Origin of the sequence: Synechococcus sp. R55.2 (assembly GCF_047462075.1) — a bacterium.
Taxonomy (GTDB): Bacteria; Cyanobacteriota; Cyanobacteriia; order Thermostichales; family Thermostichaceae; genus Thermostichus.
On record NZ_JANSIH010000202.1, the window covers coordinates 31,969 to 51,402 of the forward strand.

16 protein-coding genes and 1 tRNA gene are annotated in these 19,434 nt (G+C 59.7%); 14 read left to right on the forward strand and 3 right to left on the reverse strand.

All coding sequences use genetic code 11. The features are described 5' to 3' along the window. Positions 1-30: 30 nt before the first annotated feature. On the reverse strand, positions 31-324 hold the full coding sequence (locus NW838_RS07160) for an Asr1405/Asl0597 family protein (protein WP_099813101.1): 294 nt from the start codon (positions 322-324) through the stop codon (positions 31-33). A gap of 773 nt (positions 325-1,097) precedes the next feature. On the opposite strand from NW838_RS07160, the gene nifB reads away from it, so the two are divergent. The 13 genes from nifB (at position 1,098) to NW838_RS07225 (ending at position 13,008) form a co-directional block, all read left to right on the forward strand. Continuing rightward, positions 1,098-2,534 carry a nitrogenase cofactor biosynthesis protein NifB gene (gene nifB / locus NW838_RS07165; protein ID WP_011432078.1) on the forward strand — a complete coding sequence of 479 codons (1,437 nt, stop codon included), beginning with the start codon at positions 1,098-1,100 and terminating at the stop codon, positions 2,532-2,534. Between the two features lie 25 nt (positions 2,535-2,559). Beyond that, positions 2,560-2,853, forward strand: a complete 294-nt coding sequence (gene fdxB, locus NW838_RS07170) for a ferredoxin III, nif-specific (RefSeq protein ID WP_414412564.1) — start codon at positions 2,560-2,562, stop codon at positions 2,851-2,853. A gap of 39 nt (positions 2,854-2,892) precedes the next feature. Further along, positions 2,893-4,092, forward strand: coding sequence for a cysteine desulfurase NifS (nifS, locus tag NW838_RS07175; RefSeq protein ID WP_414373896.1), 1,200 nt, complete (start codon positions 2,893-2,895; stop codon positions 4,090-4,092). A gap of 56 nt (positions 4,093-4,148) precedes the next feature. Further along, on the forward strand, positions 4,149-5,060 hold the full coding sequence (nifU, locus tag NW838_RS07180) for a Fe-S cluster assembly protein NifU (protein ID WP_414355673.1): 912 nt from the start codon (positions 4,149-4,151) through the stop codon (positions 5,058-5,060). Positions 5,061-5,337: 277 nt separating this feature from the next. After that, positions 5,338-6,216, forward strand: coding sequence for a nitrogenase iron protein (gene nifH, locus NW838_RS07185; protein ID WP_414355674.1), 879 nt, complete (start codon positions 5,338-5,340; stop codon positions 6,214-6,216). A gap of 95 nt (positions 6,217-6,311) precedes the next feature. Continuing rightward, positions 6,312-7,775 carry a nitrogenase molybdenum-iron protein alpha chain gene (gene nifD / locus NW838_RS07190; protein WP_414355675.1) on the forward strand — a complete coding sequence of 488 codons (1,464 nt, stop codon included), beginning with the start codon at positions 6,312-6,314 and terminating at the stop codon, positions 7,773-7,775. A gap of 65 nt (positions 7,776-7,840) precedes the next feature. Continuing rightward, the gene (gene nifK / locus NW838_RS07195) at positions 7,841-9,376 is read left to right on the forward strand and encodes a nitrogenase molybdenum-iron protein subunit beta (RefSeq protein ID WP_414355676.1); all 1,536 of its coding nucleotides are present in this window, start codon (positions 7,841-7,843) and stop codon (positions 9,374-9,376) included. Between the two features lie 253 nt (positions 9,377-9,629). Further along, positions 9,630-10,817: a homocitrate synthase gene (gene nifV, locus NW838_RS07200; RefSeq protein ID WP_414427765.1), complete on the forward strand. Its 1,188-nt coding sequence runs from the start codon at positions 9,630-9,632 to the stop codon at positions 10,815-10,817. Next, positions 10,807-10,956: a hypothetical protein gene (locus NW838_RS07205; protein WP_011432085.1), complete on the forward strand. Its 150-nt coding sequence runs from the start codon at positions 10,807-10,809 to the stop codon at positions 10,954-10,956. Before nifV ends, NW838_RS07205 begins: the two co-directional genes overlap by 11 nt. Further along, positions 10,953-11,216: a nitrogen fixation protein NifZ gene (locus NW838_RS07210; RefSeq protein WP_011430646.1), complete on the forward strand. Its 264-nt coding sequence runs from the start codon at positions 10,953-10,955 to the stop codon at positions 11,214-11,216. Before NW838_RS07205 ends, NW838_RS07210 begins: the two co-directional genes overlap by 4 nt. Then, positions 11,213-11,413: a putative nitrogen fixation protein NifT gene (gene nifT / locus NW838_RS07215; RefSeq protein ID WP_011430645.1), complete on the forward strand. Its 201-nt coding sequence runs from the start codon at positions 11,213-11,215 to the stop codon at positions 11,411-11,413. The genes NW838_RS07210 and nifT overlap by 4 nt, the downstream gene beginning before the upstream one ends. Positions 11,414-11,613: 200 nt before the next feature. Further along, a complete protein-coding gene (locus NW838_RS07220; RefSeq protein WP_414355679.1) occupies positions 11,614-12,768 on the forward strand; it encodes an OFA family MFS transporter in 1,155 nt (384 codons plus the stop codon). 156 nt (positions 12,769-12,924) lie between these two features. After that, positions 12,925-13,008: transfer RNA gene (locus NW838_RS07225), tRNA-Leu, on the forward strand. Here the strand turns inward: NW838_RS07225 and NW838_RS07230 are convergent. After that, a complete protein-coding gene (locus tag NW838_RS07230) occupies positions 13,009-15,198 on the reverse strand; it encodes a glycosyltransferase 61 family protein (protein ID WP_414427766.1) in 2,190 nt (729 codons plus the stop codon). A gap of 193 nt (positions 15,199-15,391) precedes the next feature. Between NW838_RS07230 and NW838_RS07235 the strand changes: the two genes are divergently transcribed. Next, positions 15,392-18,085, forward strand: coding sequence for a phycobilisome rod-core linker polypeptide (locus NW838_RS07235; RefSeq protein ID WP_414355681.1), 2,694 nt, complete (start codon positions 15,392-15,394; stop codon positions 18,083-18,085). Positions 18,086-18,147: 62 nt separating this feature from the next. On the opposite strand, the gene ruvB is transcribed toward NW838_RS07235, so the two are convergent. Next, positions 18,148-19,284, reverse strand: a complete 1,137-nt coding sequence (gene ruvB, locus NW838_RS07240) for a Holliday junction branch migration DNA helicase RuvB (protein ID WP_414355682.1) — start codon at positions 19,282-19,284, stop codon at positions 18,148-18,150. Between the last annotated feature and the right edge of the window lie 150 nt (positions 19,285-19,434).

Genomic DNA, 19,434 nt, shown 5'->3' on the forward strand with positions numbered 1-19,434 from the left:
AGGAGAAGCAAGAAGGCAAACGGCAGAGGTTCAGGGGTGGTCATCCCCTCCTGCAGATCTCTCAGGGGGATCCCAGGTCTGGAGAGACCAGCAGCGATCCAACCAACTCAGCCAGCCAGAGCGGTTGAGGGTGAAAAGGCGGAGCACACTGTGGACGAGGAGGGCTTCGGTGGGGGTGCGAATCATCACCCACAGTTGGCCGGTCGGGGTACAGCCACAGGTCAAATCCAGCTCCTGCAGACGGTAGAGAATCCGCCAGCGATCGCAACGGGGCACCTGCAGCACTTCAGCCGTTTTCGGTGGGGGAGAAACAAGGGGGGACATAAGCTCACCGGTTGGGAAGCAGGGGGCGAGTCTCAACAGAGGGGCAGAACCGTTGGGTTTCTGTTCCCCCGCTTATATCCCCCGCTTATAGCAAGCGGCTGCAGGGGCTCAGGCTTGGCAGCGGGCGATCAGGATTGATTGAGTTATTGCCGATGTACTCAAACCCTGGAAGCTTGGCCCAGAGGGCAAAAAAAGTTTTTCTGAGGGCAGGGGGTTGAGTCTTTTGCCCGCAGGGATCCAGTATTTTCGGGGAAGGGTATGGGTATTTGAGCGAGTACATCCCCCCTGTCACAACAAGAAAGTCCGACGGCCTGCCGCCGCAATAGTCTTCACTTCCTTGGCGAGGACTTTGCCCCAGGGGGATCTTTCCTCAAACTCAAACGGCTATTTTCAATACACTTTTGGGCTGATACGATATTAAATCGTAGCAATTGATGCAAAACGCAGCCGAGGCTGCGGCGCTTGAGTGCATCTGAGCAGATTTTTAGTATTTCTTAAGCATTGCCCCAAGCCCTTGTCGAATCAGGGATTCCGGGGATCCTCCCCACAGCCGGATCCCCCGCCCCTTTGGGTCAAAATACGGCATCCCCGGCCTTGAAAAACCAGACCCTTGACCCCTAAAAAAAGTTGGATTTGGCCTGCCATCAGGCTTTGCAGGTCTTGAGTACAAAGCCAATAAACTCGATCAGTTCTACCGGGCTGAGTGCAACGGAGCGGGCAGAGGGCGGTTGATATAACCGCCAGTAACGTTCTATCCCCTGGTTGACCCCACTATGCCGCCCCTTTCAACTCCGCCCCGCCAGGGATCCCCCTTCCCATCGGCCTGCGCTTGCAGCAGCAGCCCCCGCCAGGCTCTCCCCCCTCATCTGCAGCAACGCATCGCCACCCATCCCTGCTACAGCGAAGCAGCTCACCATCACTACGCCCGCATGCACGTGGCGGTAGCCCCCGCCTGCAACATCCAGTGCAACTACTGCAACCGCAAGTTCGACTGTGCCAACGAGAGCCGGCCCGGTGTGGTCAGCGAGCTGCTTACCCCGGCGGAAGCCGCCCACAAAGTGCTGGTGATTGCCGGCAAGATCCCGCAACTGACGGTGGTGGGCATTGCTGGGCCTGGGGATCCCTTGGCCAACCCCAAGCAAACCTTCGAGACCTTTGCCCGCATTGCCGAGAAAGCTCCGGATCTCAAGCTTTGCCTTTCCACCAACGGCCTGATGTTGCCGGACTACATCGACGAGATCAAACGGCTGAACATTGACCACGTCACCCTGACCATCAACATGGTGGATCCAGAGATCGGAGCCAAGATCTACCCCTGGATCCGCTGGCGGCGCAAGCGCATTCGAGGGGTGGAGGCAGCCCGCATCCTGCACGAACGGCAGATGGAAAGCCTGGATCTGCTGCGGGAGGCAGACATCCTCTGCAAAGTCAACTCCGTTCTCATTCCCGGCATCAACGACACCCACCTCTTGGAAGTGAACCGGGTGATCCAGGAGAAAGGGGCTTTCTTGCACAACATCATGCCCCTGATCTCGGCGCCTGAACACGGCACCTACTTCGGCCTTATCGGCCAGCGGGGCCCCACCCCTCAGGAGTTGAAAGCCCTGCAAGATCGGTGCTCCGGCAACATGCGGATGATGCGCCACTGTCGCCAGTGTCGGGCGGACGCGGTGGGCCTTCTGGGGGAAGACCGCAGCCAAGAGTTCACCAAGGAGCGCTTTATGCAGATGACCCCCGAGTACGACCCCGAAAAACGCCGCCAGGTACAGGCAAGCATTGCCCAACTGCAAGCTCAGCAGCAGGCAGCCCCGACCCACTGGACAGCCGACCTGCCTCCCGACAGCCCCTCCATCCTGGTGGCCGTGGCCAGCAAAGGCGGTGGCTTGGTCAATCGCCACTTCGGCCATGCGCGGGAGTTTTTGATCTACGAGGTCAACGCCCGTGGGGCGCAGTTTGTCGGCCACCGCAAGATCCCGCAGTACTGCCACGGGGGATCCGGGGAGGACAACAACCTAGAGCAAATCCTGGATCTCATCAGGGATTGCCGAGCCGTGCTGGTCTCCAAGATCGGCGATTGCCCCATGAAGCGTATTCGCGAGGCCGGCATCGAAGTGGTGGAAGACTACGACCTCATCGAAACGGTGGCCCTCAAGTTTTACCGCACCTGGTTGGTCAACCAGGCCCTGGACAGCAAATCTTCCCGATCTTGAGACCTCATCTTTTGGAGACGCGGCCATGGCTACTGTAACTGCTCTCACCAAAGGCGGACTGCCCTGGATCCCACAGTTTATCGAAAGCCTGGATATCACCCGCTGCCTCGGCTGTAGCCGTTGCCTCAAGGTCTGTGGCCGGGGTGTGTTCGCCCTCAGAGCCCTCAACGAAGACGGCGAGTTTGTCGAAAACGAAGAGGAAGAGGAAAGTGAGCGCAAAGTGATGACCATCCTCAATGCCGCCCTCTGCATCGGCTGTCAGGCTTGCGCCCGCATTTGCCCAAAGCAGTGCCATTCCCACGCTCCGCAAGCCGTTTAACGTTGCCCAACCCCTACCTTGTATCGATTCGGAGCCTGTATGAACCCCGTGATCTACCTGGACAACAACGCCACCACCGCCGTGGATCCCCTGGTTCTGGAGGCGATGCTGCCCTATTTGCAGACCTTCTACGGCAACCCCTCCTCGATGCACAGTTTTGGCGGCCAGGTGGGGCGTGCCCTCAACCAAGCCCGCGAACAGGTGGCAGCCCTTCTGGGAGCCGACCCGACGGAGATCGTCTTCACCAGTGGCGGCACCGAAGGCAACACCACGGCCATTTATGCAGCCTTGGCAGCCCAACCCCAGAAGCGCCACATCATCACCACGCAGGTAGAGCACGCCTCGGTGCTCAACGTCTGCAAGCACCTGGAAAAACAAGGCTACCGCGTCACCTACCTCTCGGTGGATGAGCAAGGCTGCCTGGACTTGCTGGAGCTGGAGGCAGCCCTGACCGGCGATACTGCCCTGGTGAGCTGCATGGCCGCCAACAACGAGACGGGCGTGCTTTTCCCCATCGAGGCGGTGGGATCCCTGGCTCGCAGCTATGGGGCTGTTGTCCATGTGGACGCAGTACAGGCGGTGGGCAAGATCCCTCTCGATCTGCAGCGCCTGCCGGTGGATCTCCTCACCCTTTCCGGGCACAAGCTGCATGCCCCCAAGGGGATCGGCGCTCTCTATGTGCGGCGGGGCTTGCGCTTCCGTCCGTTGCTGCTGGGAGGGCATCAGGAGCGAGGCCGCCGCGCCGGGACGGAAAATGTGCCGGGCATCATCGCCCTGGGCAAGGCAGCGGAGCTGGCCCAAGCCCACCTGGGGGATCCCCATGAGCGGCTGCTGCGGGATCGCTTGGAGCAGGGCTTGCTACAGCGGATCCCGGATGTCCAGGTTAACGGCCACCCCACTCAGCGGCTGCCCAACACCACCAACTTGGGCTTCAAGTTCGTGGAAGGGGAAGCGATCCTCTTCTGGCTGAACAAATACGGCATCTGCGCCTCCTCCGGCTCCGCCTGCACTTCCGGATCCCTGGAGCCCTCCCATGTGCTGCGGGCCATGGGCCTGCCCTACACCGTTTTGCACGGCTCAATCCGCTTCAGCCTCTCTCGCTTTACCCAGCCGGCAGAGGTGGAGCGGGTGCTGGAGGTTTTGCCGGGGATCATCGAGCATTTGCGGGCCATCTCCCCCTTCAGCCACGAGGCGGAAGACTGGCTGCAACAGCAGGAGCGGGAACTGGCTCGCCGCTGACCCCCCTCAAACTCATCTTCCCTCGACCGTTCGCATCCTCAACTCAGGATCCAGCCATGTGGGACTACAGCGAAAAAGTTTTGGAACTCTTCTACCACCCCAAAAACCAAGGGGCGATGGATCCCAGCTCCGAGCCCGGTGTTCGGGTGGTGGTTGGAGAAGTGGGCAGCATCACCTGCGGCGATGCCCTGCGGCTCTACTTAAAGGTGGACGAGGCTAGCGAGCGGATTTTAGCTGCCAGCTTCCAAACCTTCGGCTGCACCAGCGCCATCGCCTCTTCCTCGGCTCTGACGGAGCTGATCACCGGCCTCACTCTGGATGAAGCCCTGCGGATCGACAACCGCCAAATCGCTGACTACCTAGGCGGCCTGCCCCCCGCCAAGATGCACTGCTCGGTGATGGGGCAAGAGGCTCTGGAGGCAGCCATCTACAGCTATCGCGGCCTTCCTCTGCCTGACCACACGGATGATGACAGCGCTTTGGTCTGCTCCTGCTTTGGCGTCAGCGAGCAAAAGATCCGCCGCTTGATCCGGGAAAACCACCTCACCTCCGCTGAGGAAGTAACAGCCTACAGCAAAGCGGGTGGTGGCTGTGGTTCCTGCCTGGCCCAGATTGAAGACCTGATCGCCGCCGTTCTGGCCGAGACTGACGCAACCCCTTCAGAAGATTCAAGAAATTCAAAAGGGAACTCCCAAAACCAGACAGAGCCCTCTCCCGCTGCTCCCTCTCCCCTCACCACCTTGCAAAAGATCGCCCGCATTCAGGCCGTCCTGGAGGAGGAAGTTCGCCCGCTGCTGTTGGCCGATGGCGGCGATGTGGAGCTTTACGACCTGGAAGGGGATCAGGTGTGGGTGCGCCTCAAGGGATCCTGCACCACCTGCCCCAGCCAGCAAAACACCCTGCGGTTGCTCATCGAAACCCGCCTGCAAGAACAGGTGTGGCCCACCTTAACCGTGCATGCCCTCTAGTTCCCCATTCTCGATAAGCCTGAGAGCCCTATGATCTGCCCCACTGTTACTCCCCGTCGCTTCCCCCATCTCCTGCCTCGATTCGGGAGAGCCCCACCGTTCAACCGGTTTGCTTTTGGATTCCAAGGGATCCAAGGCTGCCTTCCCGCGAGCTGAAATCCTTTGCAGTAAGGATCCCGTCTCGCTAATGCGACCAGTTGCGCCCATTGGCAAGAGATTTCTAACCCTTAAGTCGCCCTCAAGTTTTTCCTCAAGTCTTCATTAGGAGAACTGAACCATGAGACAAATTGCATTCTACGGCAAAGGCGGTATCGGCAAATCCACCACCTGTCAGAATACCGTTGCCGGTATGGCCGAATTGGGGCAGCGGATCATGATCGTCGGCTGCGACCCGAAAGCCGATTCCACCCGCCTCATGTTGCACTGCAAAGCCCAGACCACCGTCCTTCACCTGGCGGCTGAGCGGGGATCCGTAGAAGACGTGGAGCTGGAAGAAGTGGTGCTCACCGGCTACCGAGGGGTGCGCTGCGTGGAATCCGGTGGCCCCGAGCCTGGTGTTGGCTGTGCCGGACGAGGCATCATCACCGCCATCAATTTCTTGGAAGAAAACGGTGCCTACGAGGATCTGGACTTTGTCTGCTACGACGTGCTGGGGGACGTGGTCTGCGGCGGTTTTGCCATGCCCATTCGGGAGGGCAAGGCCCAAGAGATCTACATTGTTTGCTCCGGCGAAATGATGGCCATGTATGCGGCCAACAACATCGCCCGCGGCGTGCTGAAATACGCCTACTCTGGCGGCGTGCGCTTGGGTGGCTTGATCTGCAACAGCCGCAAAGTGGATCGCGAGATCGAGCTGATCGAGGCTCTGGCCGAAAAGCTGAACACCAAGATGCTGCACTTCATCCCCCGCGACAACGTGGTTCAGCACGCGGAATTGCGCCGCATGACGGTGATCGAGTACTCCCCCAACTGCAACCAAGCTGACGAGTACCGCGCCCTGGCCAAAAAAATCATCAACAACACGGATCTGAGGATCCCCACCCCCATCTCTATGGATGAGCTGGAGCAGTTGTTGATAGAGTTCGGCGTTTTGGACGACGACCAGAAAATCGCCCACCTCATCGGCAAAACCGAAAAAGAGCTGGCCCCTGTCTGATCCCCGAAAAGACGGGCTGGGGGTAGCTGGTTTCCTCCCTCAGCCCCCCTTCGCACTGTGGCTTTTATCCATGACACCCAATAGCTGAGGTTCTCATGACTACTCTGAAAAGTACCCTCAAAGAGGAAACCCGGAAAATCGTAACGGAGGTTCTGGAAACCTACCCCGAAAAAGCTCAGAAAAAGAGAGCTAAGCACCTCAACGTCTATGACGAGGGCAAAGCAGATTGCGGAGTAAAATCTAACATTAAATCCATCCCCGGCGTCATGACCACTCGCGGCTGTGCCTATGCCGGTTCCAAAGGAGTGGTGTGGGGGCCGGTCAAAGACATGATCCACCTCAGCCACGGCCCCGTGGGCTGCGGCTACTACTCCTGGTCGGGACGGCGCAATTACTACGTGGGAATCACCGGGGTGAACACCTTCGGCACCATGCAGTTCACCTCTGATTTCCAGGAGCGGGATGTGGTGTTTGGGGGGGACAAAAAACTGGCCAAACTCTTGGTAGAAGCCAGCGAACTCTTCCCCTTGGCCAAAGGCATTACCATCCAATCCGAATGCCCCGTTGGCCTAATTGGGGATGACATCGAGGCGGTGGCTAAAAAAGCGGCCAAAGAGATTGGCAAAGCGGTGGTGCCGGTGCGCTGCGAGGGCTTTCGGGGGGTCTCCCAGTCCCTGGGCCACCACATTGCTAACGATACAGTGCGGGACTGGGTTTTGCCCATTGCTGACAAGAAAGCGAAGGAGGGATCCCTCAACTTTGAGCCCGGCCCCTACGATGTGGCCCTGATTGGGGACTACAACATCGGCGGCGACGCTTGGTCTTCCCGGATTTTGCTGGAGGAGATGGGCCTGCGGGTAGTGACCCAGTTTTCCGGCGATGGCACCTGGAACGAGATGCTGCTTGCCCCTCGGGTGAAGCTGAATCTCATCCACTGCTACCGCTCCATGAACTACATCTGCCGCCACATGGAGGAAGCCTACGGGATCCCCTGGCTGGAGTTCAATTTCTTTGGCCCCACCCAAATTGCCAAGTCGCTGCGGGCCATCGCCCAGCGGTTCGACGAGACCATTCAGGCCAAGGCGGAGCAGGTGATCGCCAAGTACCAGCCCCAGAGCGAGGCTGTCATTGCCAAGTATCGTCCCCGCCTCGAGGGCAAACGGGTGATGCTGATGGTGGGCGGACTGCGACCCCGCCACGTCATCCCGGCCTTCCGGGAGCTGGGCATGGAGGTGATTGCCACCGGCTACGAATTCGGCCACGGCGACGACTACAAGCGCACCACCCAGTACATCGACGACGGCACCCTCATCTACGATGACGTGTCCGGCTACGAGTTTGAAGAATTTGCCAAGAGGTTGAAGCCAGATCTCATCGCCTCCGGCATCAAGGAGAAGTACGTCTTTCAAAAGATGGCTTTGCCCTTCCGCCAGATGCACTCTTGGGACTACTCCGGCCCCTACCACGGCTACGACGGCTTTGCCGTGTTCGCTCGCGATATGGATTTGGCTTTGAATAGCCCCACCTGGGATCTGGTCAAAGCCCCCTGGAAGTCTTAGCTTGCCGCCGGGATCCCAGACGCCAACGGCCCTTCCTTCCCCTGCCCCTCATTAGGAGACCGACCATGCCGCAAGATATCCAAGACATCAAAGATCATGCCCGCCTGTTTCAAGATCCGGAGTATCAGGCGCTTCTGCAGTGCAAGCAAACCTTTGAAGATCTCCCTTCCCCAGAAGAAGTGGCCCGGGTGGCCGAATGGACAAAATCTTGGGAATACCGGGAGAAAAACTTTCAGCGGGAAGCTTTGACGATAAACCCTGCCAAGGCTTGCCAGCCCTTAGGGGCCATCTTCGCCGCTGTCGGCTTTGAGGGAACTCTGCCCTTTGTCCATGGATCCCAGGGGTGTGTGGCCTATTTTCGCACCCATCTCACCCGCCACTTTAAGGAGCCCTTTTCGGCGGTCTCCACCTCGATGACGGAAGATGCGGCGGTGTTTGGCGGCCTCAAAAACCTAATCGAGGGACTGGAAAATGCCTACGCCCTCTACAAGCCCAAGATGATCGCCGTGTGCACCACCTGCATGGCGGAGGTGATCGGGGATGACCTGGGAGCCTTCATCACCACGGCCAGAAATGAGGGAGTTATTCCCCACAACTTCCCGGTGCCCTATGCCCACACGCCAAGCTTTGTGGGATCCCACATCACCGGCTACGACAACATGCTCAAGAGCATTCTCAGCACCCTCACCGAGCCGGTGGGCCGCACGGGTAGCAATGGCTACATCAACGTCATCCCCGGTTTCGATACCTACATGGGCAACTTGCGGGAGATCAAGCGCATCTTCGGCTTATTCGGGATCCCGCTGACCCTGCTGGCGGACAACTCCGACTATTTGGATTCGCCCAACGACGGCACTTTCCACATGTATCCCGGAGGAACCCCTTTGGAGGCGGCTGCCCAATGCCTCAACGCCGAGGCTACTTTTTCCTTCCAGCGCTACACCACGCCCAAGACCCTGGAGTTTCTAGCAGAGGCCTCGGGTCGGCCCACCCTGACGGCGCGGCCAGTGGGTATTCGGGGCACGGATGAGTTTTTGATGCAGCTATCCCAGTTAACGGGCAAGCCCATTCCCGCCGAGCTGGAGATCGAGCGGGGCCGGGCGGTGGATGCTTTCACCGACTCCCAAGCGTGGATCCACGGCAAGCGGGTAGCCCTGTATGGGGATCCGGATCTGGTGATGGGCTTGCTCAGCCTGTTGCTGGAGCTGGGAGCGGAGCCGATCCATGTGGTGGTGACCAACAGCAACGAGGAGTTCGAAGCCGAGGCGCGGGCACTGCTGGCCTCCAGTCCCTATGGACAGGGGGCAACCGTCTGGGGGGGCAAGGATCTCTGGCATCTGCGCTCTCTGATGTTCACCGAGCCGGTGGATCTGCTGATCGGCAATTCCTACGGCAAATACCTGTGGCGGGATACGGGCACACCTTTGGTGCGCATCGGCTACCCCATCTTCGACCGCCACCACCTGCACCGCTACCCCACCTATGGCTATGTGGGGGCGCTCAACCTCCTTAACTGGATTGTCAACACCATTCTGGATGAGGCAGATCGGCGCAGCATCATCCCCGGCAAAACCGACATCTCCTTCGACTTAATTCGTTGATGGCCAGAGCAGCGGGATCCCAAAGGCCGGACTTTGTCGGACTTTGTCAAGGATCCCCTGCTCCAAAGACTCCACCCCGCTAAGAGGAACAGCCAAGCCTTACAGGAATCTGATGAATTCTGCGGCAACTTGGTTGAGCTTTCTACCCTGGACATGATTGCCCTGACGCAACCGGGGTCCCGCTAGCGGTGCGGAGCACCATCGACGGTTACCGATTGCCTAGGCGGGCCGTAGGTCTTGGAGGATGGATCCCATGAATTCCTCTGTTACCATCAACGACACCACCCTACGCGATGGGGAGCAAGCGGCAGGGGTAGCCTTCCAAATCCCCGAGAAAATCTCCATTGCTGCCCTCTTGGATGCCATTGGCGTGCCCGAGATCGAGGTGGGGATCCCGGCCATGGGCGCCGTGGAAACGGAAGCCATTCGCGCCATGCTCAGCCTGGGGCTGCGGGCCCACCTGCTGGGGTGGAACCGGGCTGTGCCCAGCGATATCCTCGCCTCTATTCGTTGCGGCCTCAAGCGGATCCACATCTCCGTGCCGGTCTCGGATCGGCAAATCGCTGCCAAGTTCCAAGGGGATCGCCCTCGGCTGCTGCGACAGTTGCGCCAATGCGTGGAGATGGCCTTGGAGCAAGGGCTGTGGGTCTCGGTGGGGGCAGAAGATGCCAGCCGCACCTCCCTGGAGCAGGTCATCGAGCTGGCCCAAATGGCCCAGAGCTGGGGCTGTCGGCGCTTCCGCTACTGCGATACGGTGGGCGTTTTGGATCCTTTTAGCACCTACAAGCAGATTCGCCGTCTGGTGCGGGCCATCGATATCCCTGTGGAGATGCATACCCACGACGACCTGGGCATGGCCACTGCCAATGCCTTAGCCGGGATCCGCGCCGGCGCTCAGTCGGTGAACACCACCGTCAACGGCCTGGGGGAACGGGCCGGCAATGCCCCCCTGGAAGAGGTGGTGATGGCTTTGCGCTACACCTTGGGGATCGATGTTGGGGTGGATACCTGCCGTCTGCGGGAGCTGTCTCAACAGGTGGCACGGGCCAGCGGTGCTCCCCTCCCCCCCTGGAAGGCCATCGTTGGCGACAACGCCTTTGCCCACGAGTCGGGCATTCACGCTGCAGGGGTGCTACGGGATCCCCAGACCTATGAGCCTTTCCCGCCAGAGGCGGTAGGCAGCCAGCGGCGGCTGGTGTTGGGCAAACACTCCGGCAGGCATTTGCTGCTGCAAATCCTCAAGGAACAGGGGATCCCTGTCGAGCAGATCCCACCTGGCCAACTGGAAAAGCTCCTGGAACAGGTGCGGCAGCACGTCACCCACTGCAAGCATCCGATCCCACCGGCGGAACTGGCCCGTTATTGCCGCGCAACGCTGACGCAATGGGCGCAACACACTCCAGAACCCATCCCAGAGGAGAGCCATCCCGATGTTGTCTAACCGCTTGTCCGGAAAGGAAACTTCCAAATCTCAGGCCATTTTGGCAGCCGTGTCTCGACGGGCGCGCCAAGTAGGCCGCAGCCTAACCCGCCAAGAGCTTTGTCAGGTGCTGGCAGAAATCACAGGAGGTACCCCATGAGCGACGAACTGGAGCTGGATCGCCCTCCCCAATTTGAGCTGGGCGACAAAGTCCGCATCCGTAAGGTCATCCGCAACGATGGCACCTTCTTCGGCCAGCCGGTGGGGAAAATCTTGGCCGTTCCGGGCGACGAAGGTTACGTGATTTCCATTGGCACCTTTCTACAACGGTTTTACGTCTATGCCGTCCACTGCTTGGCCAAAGGCTTGGTGGTGGGGTGCCGTGCCCAAGAGCTGGAACTTGTGGAGAAAGGGCTATGAAAGTCATCCTGCACGAAAGTGCCTACGGGCATTTGATGGTCTACGTTCCCAAAAAAGATCTGGAAGAATCGGTTGTTGCCACCCGTTCAGAGGCCGGGGAAACCATTTTCACCTTGAGCAACGGTTGGGAATTGTCCATCCCGGAGCTGCCGGAGCCTTTGTCTCTGCCCAAGACGGTAGAGGCCAAACGCCTCTAGCCAACGGTTGGCTGAACAATTCAAGCAATTCTATTCCTATCGGCTCATCCTCGAAAGGGCTGAGAGAATGGGTTGAACTCAGCTCTAACAAGCTCCAAATACCCATGAAAAGGGTTGGATCCCCCGTTACTTTGTATGGACAACCGGCCCATATGGGGAGATGGCTTTTTATCCTCCTGGGGCTCCTGGTTCTTCTTTGCTTGGGAACCGTCTATTCCTGGAGCATTTTCCGCAAGCCCCTGGAAACAGAGCTGGGGATTGGGGCCAGTGAGAGCCTGCTGCCCTACACGGTTGCCCTCGTGTTCTACGCTACCCTCATGCCCATCACAGGGTTTGTCATCCCCCGCTGGGGATCCCGCCGAGTACTGGCTCTGGGGGGCAGCTTGGTGGGTTTGGGCTATGGGCTGGCTAGCTTTGCCCCTTCTATTGGGTGGATTGCCCTCTGCTATGGAGTCATTGCCGGCAGCGGTGTGGGAATAGCCTATGGAGTGCCAATGGCCGTGGCAGCCCGTTGGTTTCCCGATTGCAAGGGATTGGCGGTGGGATCCACCATTGTCGGCTTTGGCCTATCTCCCCTGCTCACTGCTCCCCTGGCCAACTGCTTGATCGAGGCGCTGGGGGTTCGACCTACGCTGCTGATTTTGGGGATCCTCTTCGCGGCAGTGATCCTGGGGATCGCAACCCAACTGAGATTTCCTCCCCCCGATTGGATCCCTTCCCTATCTTTTCCAAGAAAATCCACGGACAGCCCAGATCACCCTCTACCGGCTTCTAGGCGCTCTCTCCCTCTGCTGAGAAACCCCTCCTTCTATGGCCTGTGGATCTGCTACGCCATCGGCACTCTGATCGGTTTAAGCGCCATTGGGATTTCCGGCCCCGTGGGGGAAGAGCTGATCGGCCTAGATCCCACTGCGGCTGCCAACAGTGTGGCTCTCTTCGCCCTTTTCAACGGGATCAGCCGTCCTCTGTTTGGCTGGTTGGCCGATCGCTTACATCCCCATCAGGTCACTACGGGATCCTACGGGCTCATCCTGCTGGCCTGTGGGCTGATGCTCCTGCCTCCCCAGGGATCCCTTCTGGGCTATTGGGTAGCCTTTTCCTTGCTTTGGTTTTGCCTGGGGGGGTGGCTGGCTATGGCTCCCGCCCTGACCTTGCGCTTGTTCGATCCGGGACGCTACGCCCAGAACTACGGCATCGTGTTTACCGCCTATGGAGTTGGGGCTTTGACGGGAACGATGATCACGGGCCAAATTCGGGATAGGCTAGGCAGCTATAGCTACACCTTTTATGGGATGGCCGTCTTGGCGGTGGCAGGGATCTGGGTGGCCAACGCTTTTTTGAAAGAGAAGTTGTAGGAGCTTCAAGCCAGCGGGCACAGCAGGGATCCCATCAGCAGGGGCAGCAATCCCCTACTTCATACCCTCCACTGCAGGGCTGGGTGAACCAACTTAAAGACTTGCCCCCCCAAGGCAAGCAGTTTGGTAGAGTAGTACGGCTATTGCCGACAGATTGGGATCGTGGCGGAATGGTAGACGCTACGGACTTAAAATCCGTTGTTCCTCAAGAACGTGAGGGTTCGAGTCCCTCCGATCCCATCATCCCTTGATCCCTGTCTGTTCCAGCACATTCAGCAAGTCCGGGATCCGAACCCAGGCATCTTCTCGATCCAAATCGGGGCTGGAAAGAAGAGCCACCAAAGCCGGATCGCAAACAGGCGCCACCAAGGGGAAATACCTTAACCCTGCCACCTGAGCAATACTCCAAAAATAGGGAAGCACTGCATTGCTGGGCAAGATCTCGATGACGGTGGTGCCGGGTGGACAAAAGGCGAGGTTGGTCAGGCCCGCCCCGTGGATCCCGATCACCGCCTCTGCCCCTTGCATTAGGGCTATTTGCTCGGGAAGAGAGAGGGTTTCCATCTGCACCGGTACAAATCCCCAGGGGCGCAAGCAGGCCAGCACCTCCGCTTCGTTGATCACCCGCCGCCAGCGGGCAGAGCGACGGCTGATGTAAATTCGCCGCGGTTGTAAGGGGTCAATGGATAAACTCGGCTGGGCCAGTTGCCGCAGCACCTCCAATCCCCTAGGCGTCAAGCACCCCACCGGAGCGCCTGCTGAGGGCACGATCAGGTTTTGGGCTTGCAGATGGGATCCCCCCAACTGCTCAAAGCTGAGGATGCGCTCGGCTGGGATCCCCAAAGCAGCCAAGCTCTGCACCTGAAAGGGCTTTCTTTGATACCCGTGGATCAAGATGGGGATGTCCTTTTCCAGGGCGCCCGACCGCTGCAGGATATCGAGGGCCGGCAGAATATCCACCATCCAGTGAAAGTAATTAACTGCCCCCAAGGGCAAAAGGGCAACGGGGCCATCCAGTGGGATCGGTGGGGGGAGATGGGGCAAGCCCAGCAGGGGGTGGTGTCGCAGGTGATCTGGCCTGTAGTCCCAGTCGAGGAACTCCGGCGGCGGCAAGCTCAGGGATAGATCGGCGAGCAATTCTCCCCGGCGGGTGAGCACCCCGCTGGCAAAGCTGGCGTAGAGGTGGCGGGGATAGTGGCCCACGTGGACGGATCCTCGGGGGATCTGGGCGACAAAGGTCTCTGCCAAGGGGATGCGCTGCGGGCGCAACTTTTGCAAAATGTCGGGATCAGCGGCAGGGGGCGCTTTTAGACAGAGAACCCCCCCTGGATCCAGCAGTTGGTAGTCCCCTTCGCCCGTGGCCTGATGCCACTGCCGGGTGGTGAGGTAGCCTTGGGTTGGCACCGGCCAGAAGTCAGTTGTAGGGGGGGTGTTCTGGGAAAAAGAGTCCGCTTGAAGGGCAACGCCTTCTGGAGCCCAACGCTGCCGCCAAGCCGAGTACAGCAGGCAATCGGGGCCCTCCCCTCTGCATGCCTGCTCCAGTCCAGACCGCAGAGGGCTTTCTCTGCCACTGCCCTCGCACCACGCCTGCACCCAATTCCGTTCCGCTGCCACCGCTCGGCAAACCTTCTCCCAAGCCGCCTCAGGGTGAGCCAACCGCACTTCCGCTTCCGCCCAGTAGCTGTAGAGCTGCGCTGTCCCGGTGCCCCGCGCCTCAGCCGCCTGGAAACACCCCACAGCCTGAACTGGATCCTGCAGATCCAGCCACGCCAGGCCCATCTGTACCCAGGGATCCCCCCACTCAGGGCGCAGCCGCGCAGCCTCCTGCAGAGGGGAAATCGCCTCTCGCAAACGGCCCAGCTTCATCAGGGCCAAGCCCCAGCGCCAAAAACTCTCTGCCGCCGTCGGATCCTGCTGGCAAGCCCGCTCAAACCACTCCGCTGCCGCAGCCCACAGCCGGCTCCGCTCTTGGGTCAGGCCAATGCGGTGGGCAGCCAAAGCCTGGCCAGAAGACAGCTCCAGCCCAGAAAGCCCATCCCCCAACTCCAGAAGCTGCCGATACAGAGCTGCTGCCTGCGGCCAATGGCCCTTCTCCCACAGGCTTTCCGCCAAAGCCTGCAAGCTCCTCAGCAGGTGGTAGACGGCCTCGGATTCGGCCACCCCCCCCGCTTGCAGCATCGCCAAGCCCTCTTGCCACACCAGCTGCGCCTCCAGTTCCCGACCCAGCAGGAGATAGGCGACTCCCAGCTCCCAATACAGCTCTGGAGAGGGGGATCCCTGCTCGAGCTGTTGCTGTAAAACCTGGGTAACGCGTTCGTAATGTCCCTGCTCCCAATCCTCAAGGAGAAAAGCGGAAGACAACAGATGGGAGGGTAGAGCTGGGTTGAGAGCCATGTCTTTGTGGATGAGAAACAGTGTTACAAACTGCAACAACCTCCCCACTCTGGGCCCGTGCCCCTAGTATTCTAGGCTTGGCTTCCCCCTCAGGGATCGGACAGCGATCCTTCTCAGCTCAAAGAGGGATGCTCCTCCAGTCGTGGGTCAGCCTCTTCACCCCCTTCGATGGCACTGTCCTCGGCCTTTGTCGGCAGTTTTTTCGATCAAAACGGAGTTTAAAAGATCGATGGGTATCAACGTATCCGCTGGCGCAGTCGTTTCCAACCCCCGTCTCTACCAAACCGTGCCTGTATCGACCATCTCCCAGGCGGAACAGCAGGATCGCTATCTGGGACGCACCGAGCTGGATCGCCTCGAGGACTTTTTCTCCAGCGGCCTGAAACGGCTAGAGATTGCCGAGGTCATTGCGGCCAATTCGGAAATCATCGTCAGCCGGGCAGCCAACCGCATCTTCACAGGGGGCTCGCCCATGGCCTATCTGGAGCGGCCAGAAGCGACCCAAGACGAGAAAGAAGCCTTCAAGCTGGGTACTGCCTTCTACGTGGAATCCACCGGCGGATTCATCGAGGCCATCCGCAACATCTTCAGCGCCAGCGGCGTGGAGATTCCCCCCAATTTCCGCCCCATCAACATCTCCCGCTACGGAGCTGCCAACATGCGCAAATCGCTGCGGGATCTGAGCTGGTTTTTGCGCTACGTCACCTACGCTTTGGTGGCCGGGGATCCCAGTATCATCGCCGTCAACACCCGCGGCCTGCGGGAGATCATCGAAAACGCCTGCTCCGCCGAGGCCACCATTGTCGCCATTCAAGAGATGAAGCGGGCAGCGGCTGGCTACTTCCGCAAAGATGCCGAAGCGGTTGCCATCATCAACCAATACTTCGATGTTTTGCTGAGCGAGTTCATCGCCCCCGCCCCTTCCGACAAGCTGCGGCAGCGCAATGCCAGCACCGCCGACGGGATCCCTCTGCAAGGGCTGCAGCTACCCCAGGTTTACAACTTGGCTGCCGAAAAAGTTCCCGTTTTTGCCATGAAGCCGGGGCTGTCCAACGCCGAGAAAGAAGAAGTCATCAAGGCCGCCTATCGACAGGTGTTTGAGCGGGATATCCGCCGCGCCTACGGCCTCAAGCTTTCCGACCTGGAGTCGAAGGTGAAAAACGGCGAGATCTCCATGAAGGAGTTCATTCGCCGCCTGGGCAAATCGGAGCTGTATCGCAAGCAGTTCTACGAGCCTTACATCAACAGCCGCGTCGTGGAGCTGGCCTTCCGCCACTTCCTGGGGCGGGCTCCCGAAACCCGCGAGGAAGTGCAGACCTACTTCTCCATCATCTCCAGCAAGGGCCTGGCCGGCCTGGTGGACGCCCTGGTGGATAGCCGCGAGTACGGAGACTACTTCGGCGAAGAGACGGTACCCTACCTGCGCAAGCTGGGGGTAGAAGCGCAAACCAGCGCCAACTGGGGGGCCAAATTCGACCTCTACAACTACGCTGCCCCCCGCCGCAAGGTGCCCCAGTTCATTACCCTCTTTGCCCGCTACAACCGGCCCCTGCCGGATCAGCATGCCTATGGCTCCGGCAATGACCCGCTAGAGATCCAATTTGGGGCCATCTTCCCCAAGGAAACCCGTTCCCTCAGCGCCCGCCCTGCTCCCTTCAACAAAGATGTCAAGCGCATCCTCATCCGGCGCGGCTTTGCCCTCACCAACGAGCGCACCAATCCCAGAGCAGCAGGGGATCCCGGCAGCCTTGGCCCGAAGGTTTTCAAGCTCACCCAGACTCCGGGAGATCGCAGCCGACGGCTGGGGGTGCGGGCCGGCATTGTCGGCAGCGAGGGATCCACCCAGGCGGTGATCCGCGCCTGCTACCAACAGGTATACGGCTATGTGCCCTACGAAGGCCAACGGCTGACCCGCTGGGAGATCAAGCTGGAGTCGGGGGAAATTCCCGTCAAAGAGTTTGTGCGCCAACTGGCCAAGTCGGATCTCTTCCGCAACAAGTACTGGTCCAGCTTGTATGTCTGCAAAGCCATCGAGTTCATCCACCGCAAGCTACTGGGCCGACCCACCTACGGACGGCAAGAGATGAACCGCCTGTTTGACATTGCCTCCAAGCAGGGGTTCTACGCGGTGGTGGATGCCATCTTGGACGGCGAGGAGTACCAGCGGGTCTTCGGGGAAGATATCGTGCCCTACGAGCGCTACCTCACCCCCGGCGGCCTGGCGCTGCGGCGGATGCGCCCCGGCTCCACCGACATGGCAGTGACCAAGCCCATTCGCACCGACGAGGACATTCCGCTATTTGTCAAGTTGGGCCAGCCCCAGGACATGCCTTCCGGCGAGCTGGAAATCCAGCGGCGGGCTCAGCAGGGGGTGCCCAAGGTACGCCAAGAGATCCCCATCTTCAAGCTCACCAGCCTGGCCAACAAAGCGGAAGTGAACAACCTCATCCGCGCCGCCTATCGGCAGGTCTTCGAGCGGGATATGGACATCTACAACATCAGTGCCGAGCTCAGCTCCGCCGAGTCCAAGCTGCGCAACGGCGAGATCACCGTCAAGGAGTTCATCGAGGCGCTGGGGTGTTCAGAGCTGTACCGCTCCGAGTTCTATGCCCCCTATCCCAATACCAAGGTGATCGAGCTGGGCACCAAGCACTTTCTGGGCCGTGCGCCCCTCAATCAGCAGGAGATCCGCAAGTACAACCAGATCTTGGCCACCCAGGGGGTGAAAGCCTTTGTGCGCGCTTTGCTGAACACCCAGGAATATCGGGATCTCTTCGGCGAAGACACGGTGCCCTATCGCCGCTTCCCCACCTTGCCGGCGGCCAACTTCCCCAACACCCAGGAGCTGTACGGTCGTCTCACCAAGCAAAACCGCGAGCTGGTGGTGCCCAGCTTCAGCCCTGTGGGCAATGACCGTAGCTAGATGGGGCTCTCAACTGCTCTCTTTCTTGTGAGAGAGGGGTCGGGGGTGAGGGGAGAGACGAGTTAGCTCCACAAAGGCAGGGGGGATTGGGCTTCATAGCCCAAATGCCGTAGCGCAGCGGGAGTGACCACTCGGCCACGGGGTGTACGCTGCAAGTAGCCGATCTGCAACAGATAAGGCTCATACACTTCTTCAATGGTTTGGGGATCCTCACCCGTCACCGCGGCCATCGTCTCCAAGCCAACCGGCCCTCCACCGAACTGCTCCACCAGCACCGTCAGAAGCTTGCGATCTGTCCAATCCAGCCCCATAGGATCCACCTGGAACAGCTCCAGAGCGGCTGCTGCCACTTCTCGGCTAATGTGGCCGTCCCCTCGCACCTGGGCGTAATCTCGCACCCGCTTGAACAGGCGGTTGGCAATGCGGGGTGTGCCCCGAGAACGGCGGGCGATCTCTGCAGCCCCTTCTGGATCGGTGGAGACATTCAAGAGGCGAGCCGTGCGCAGCACGATCTGCACCAGCTCGTGAGGCTCGTAAAAGCGCAGCCGTTGCACATGGCCAAAGCGATCCCGCAGCGGAGAAGTGAGGGCGCCAATGCGGGTTGTGGCCCCGATGAGGGTAAAGCGTTCCAAGGGCAGAGAGGTGATGCGGGCAGAGCGACCTTTGCCAATGGTGATATCAAGACGAAAATCCTCCATCGCCGGATAGAGCAATTCTTCTGTAACCTTGGGCAGGCGGTGGATCTCGTCAATAAACAACACATCCCCCCGCTTCAAGCGCACCAAATACCCGGCAATGTCGCGGGGGCTCTCCAAAGCCGGCGCGGTGGTCATGTAGAACTGGGATCCCATTTCTGCCGCCAGCACTGCTGCCACCGTGGTTTTGCCTAGACCAGGCGGGCCGTAGAACAGCAGGTGATCCAGAGGCTCTTGGCGAGCGCGGGCCGCTGCAATGGCAATGGAAAGCACTTCCTTAAGTTCCGTCTGGCCGATGTATTCCGCCAGAGTGCGCGGGCGAAGCGATTCTTCCTGGGCTTCACCGAGGTGGGCTTGCGGCTGCAACAGGGCAGAGGGATCCGCTTCCCTTTCCCCGGCAAGGCTCAACTCCTCGCTTTCTTTTCTCCAGGCTGAAGACTTTTGCTGCCGCCGCTTGGGGCTCTCAGCGTTCTGGCCTGCATCTCGAGAAGAAATAATTGCCATGTTCCTAAGTCACAGAGGCAATGGCCCCAATTTAACCCCAGAAAAGCTCCAGGCAAGATTGCTGCAGAAAAAAAGAAAAAGACCCCCCGGCATTGGCCAGGGGATCGTCTGCTTTTGTCAAGCCGTCAGGTCAGACCATCAGCCACGCAC

Excerpts from the sequence above, each read along its gene's own strand:
- NW838_RS07160 (WP_099813101.1), bottom strand. The coding sequence starts at position 324 with ATGTCCCCCCTTGTTTCTCCCCCACCGAAAACGGCTGAAGTGCTGCAG.
- nifB (WP_011432078.1), top strand. The coding sequence starts at position 1,098 with ATGCCGCCCCTTTCAACTCCGCCCCGCCAGGGATCCCCCTTCCCATCG.
- fdxB (WP_414412564.1), top strand. The coding sequence starts at position 2,560 with ATGGCTACTGTAACTGCTCTCACCAAAGGCGGACTGCCCTGGATCCCA.
- nifS (WP_414373896.1), top strand. The coding sequence starts at position 2,893 with ATGAACCCCGTGATCTACCTGGACAACAACGCCACCACCGCCGTGGAT.
- nifU (WP_414355673.1), top strand. The coding sequence starts at position 4,149 with ATGTGGGACTACAGCGAAAAAGTTTTGGAACTCTTCTACCACCCCAAA.
- nifH (WP_414355674.1), top strand. The coding sequence starts at position 5,338 with ATGAGACAAATTGCATTCTACGGCAAAGGCGGTATCGGCAAATCCACC.
- nifD (WP_414355675.1), top strand. The coding sequence starts at position 6,312 with ATGACTACTCTGAAAAGTACCCTCAAAGAGGAAACCCGGAAAATCGTA.
- nifK (WP_414355676.1), top strand. The coding sequence starts at position 7,841 with ATGCCGCAAGATATCCAAGACATCAAAGATCATGCCCGCCTGTTTCAA.
- nifV (WP_414427765.1), top strand. The coding sequence starts at position 9,630 with ATGAATTCCTCTGTTACCATCAACGACACCACCCTACGCGATGGGGAG.
- NW838_RS07205 (WP_011432085.1), top strand. The coding sequence starts at position 10,807 with ATGTTGTCTAACCGCTTGTCCGGAAAGGAAACTTCCAAATCTCAGGCC.
- NW838_RS07210 (WP_011430646.1), top strand. The coding sequence starts at position 10,953 with ATGAGCGACGAACTGGAGCTGGATCGCCCTCCCCAATTTGAGCTGGGC.
- nifT (WP_011430645.1), top strand. The coding sequence starts at position 11,213 with ATGAAAGTCATCCTGCACGAAAGTGCCTACGGGCATTTGATGGTCTAC.
- NW838_RS07235 (WP_414355681.1), top strand. The coding sequence starts at position 15,392 with ATGGGTATCAACGTATCCGCTGGCGCAGTCGTTTCCAACCCCCGTCTC.
- ruvB (WP_414355682.1), bottom strand. The coding sequence starts at position 19,284 with ATGGCAATTATTTCTTCTCGAGATGCAGGCCAGAACGCTGAGAGCCCC.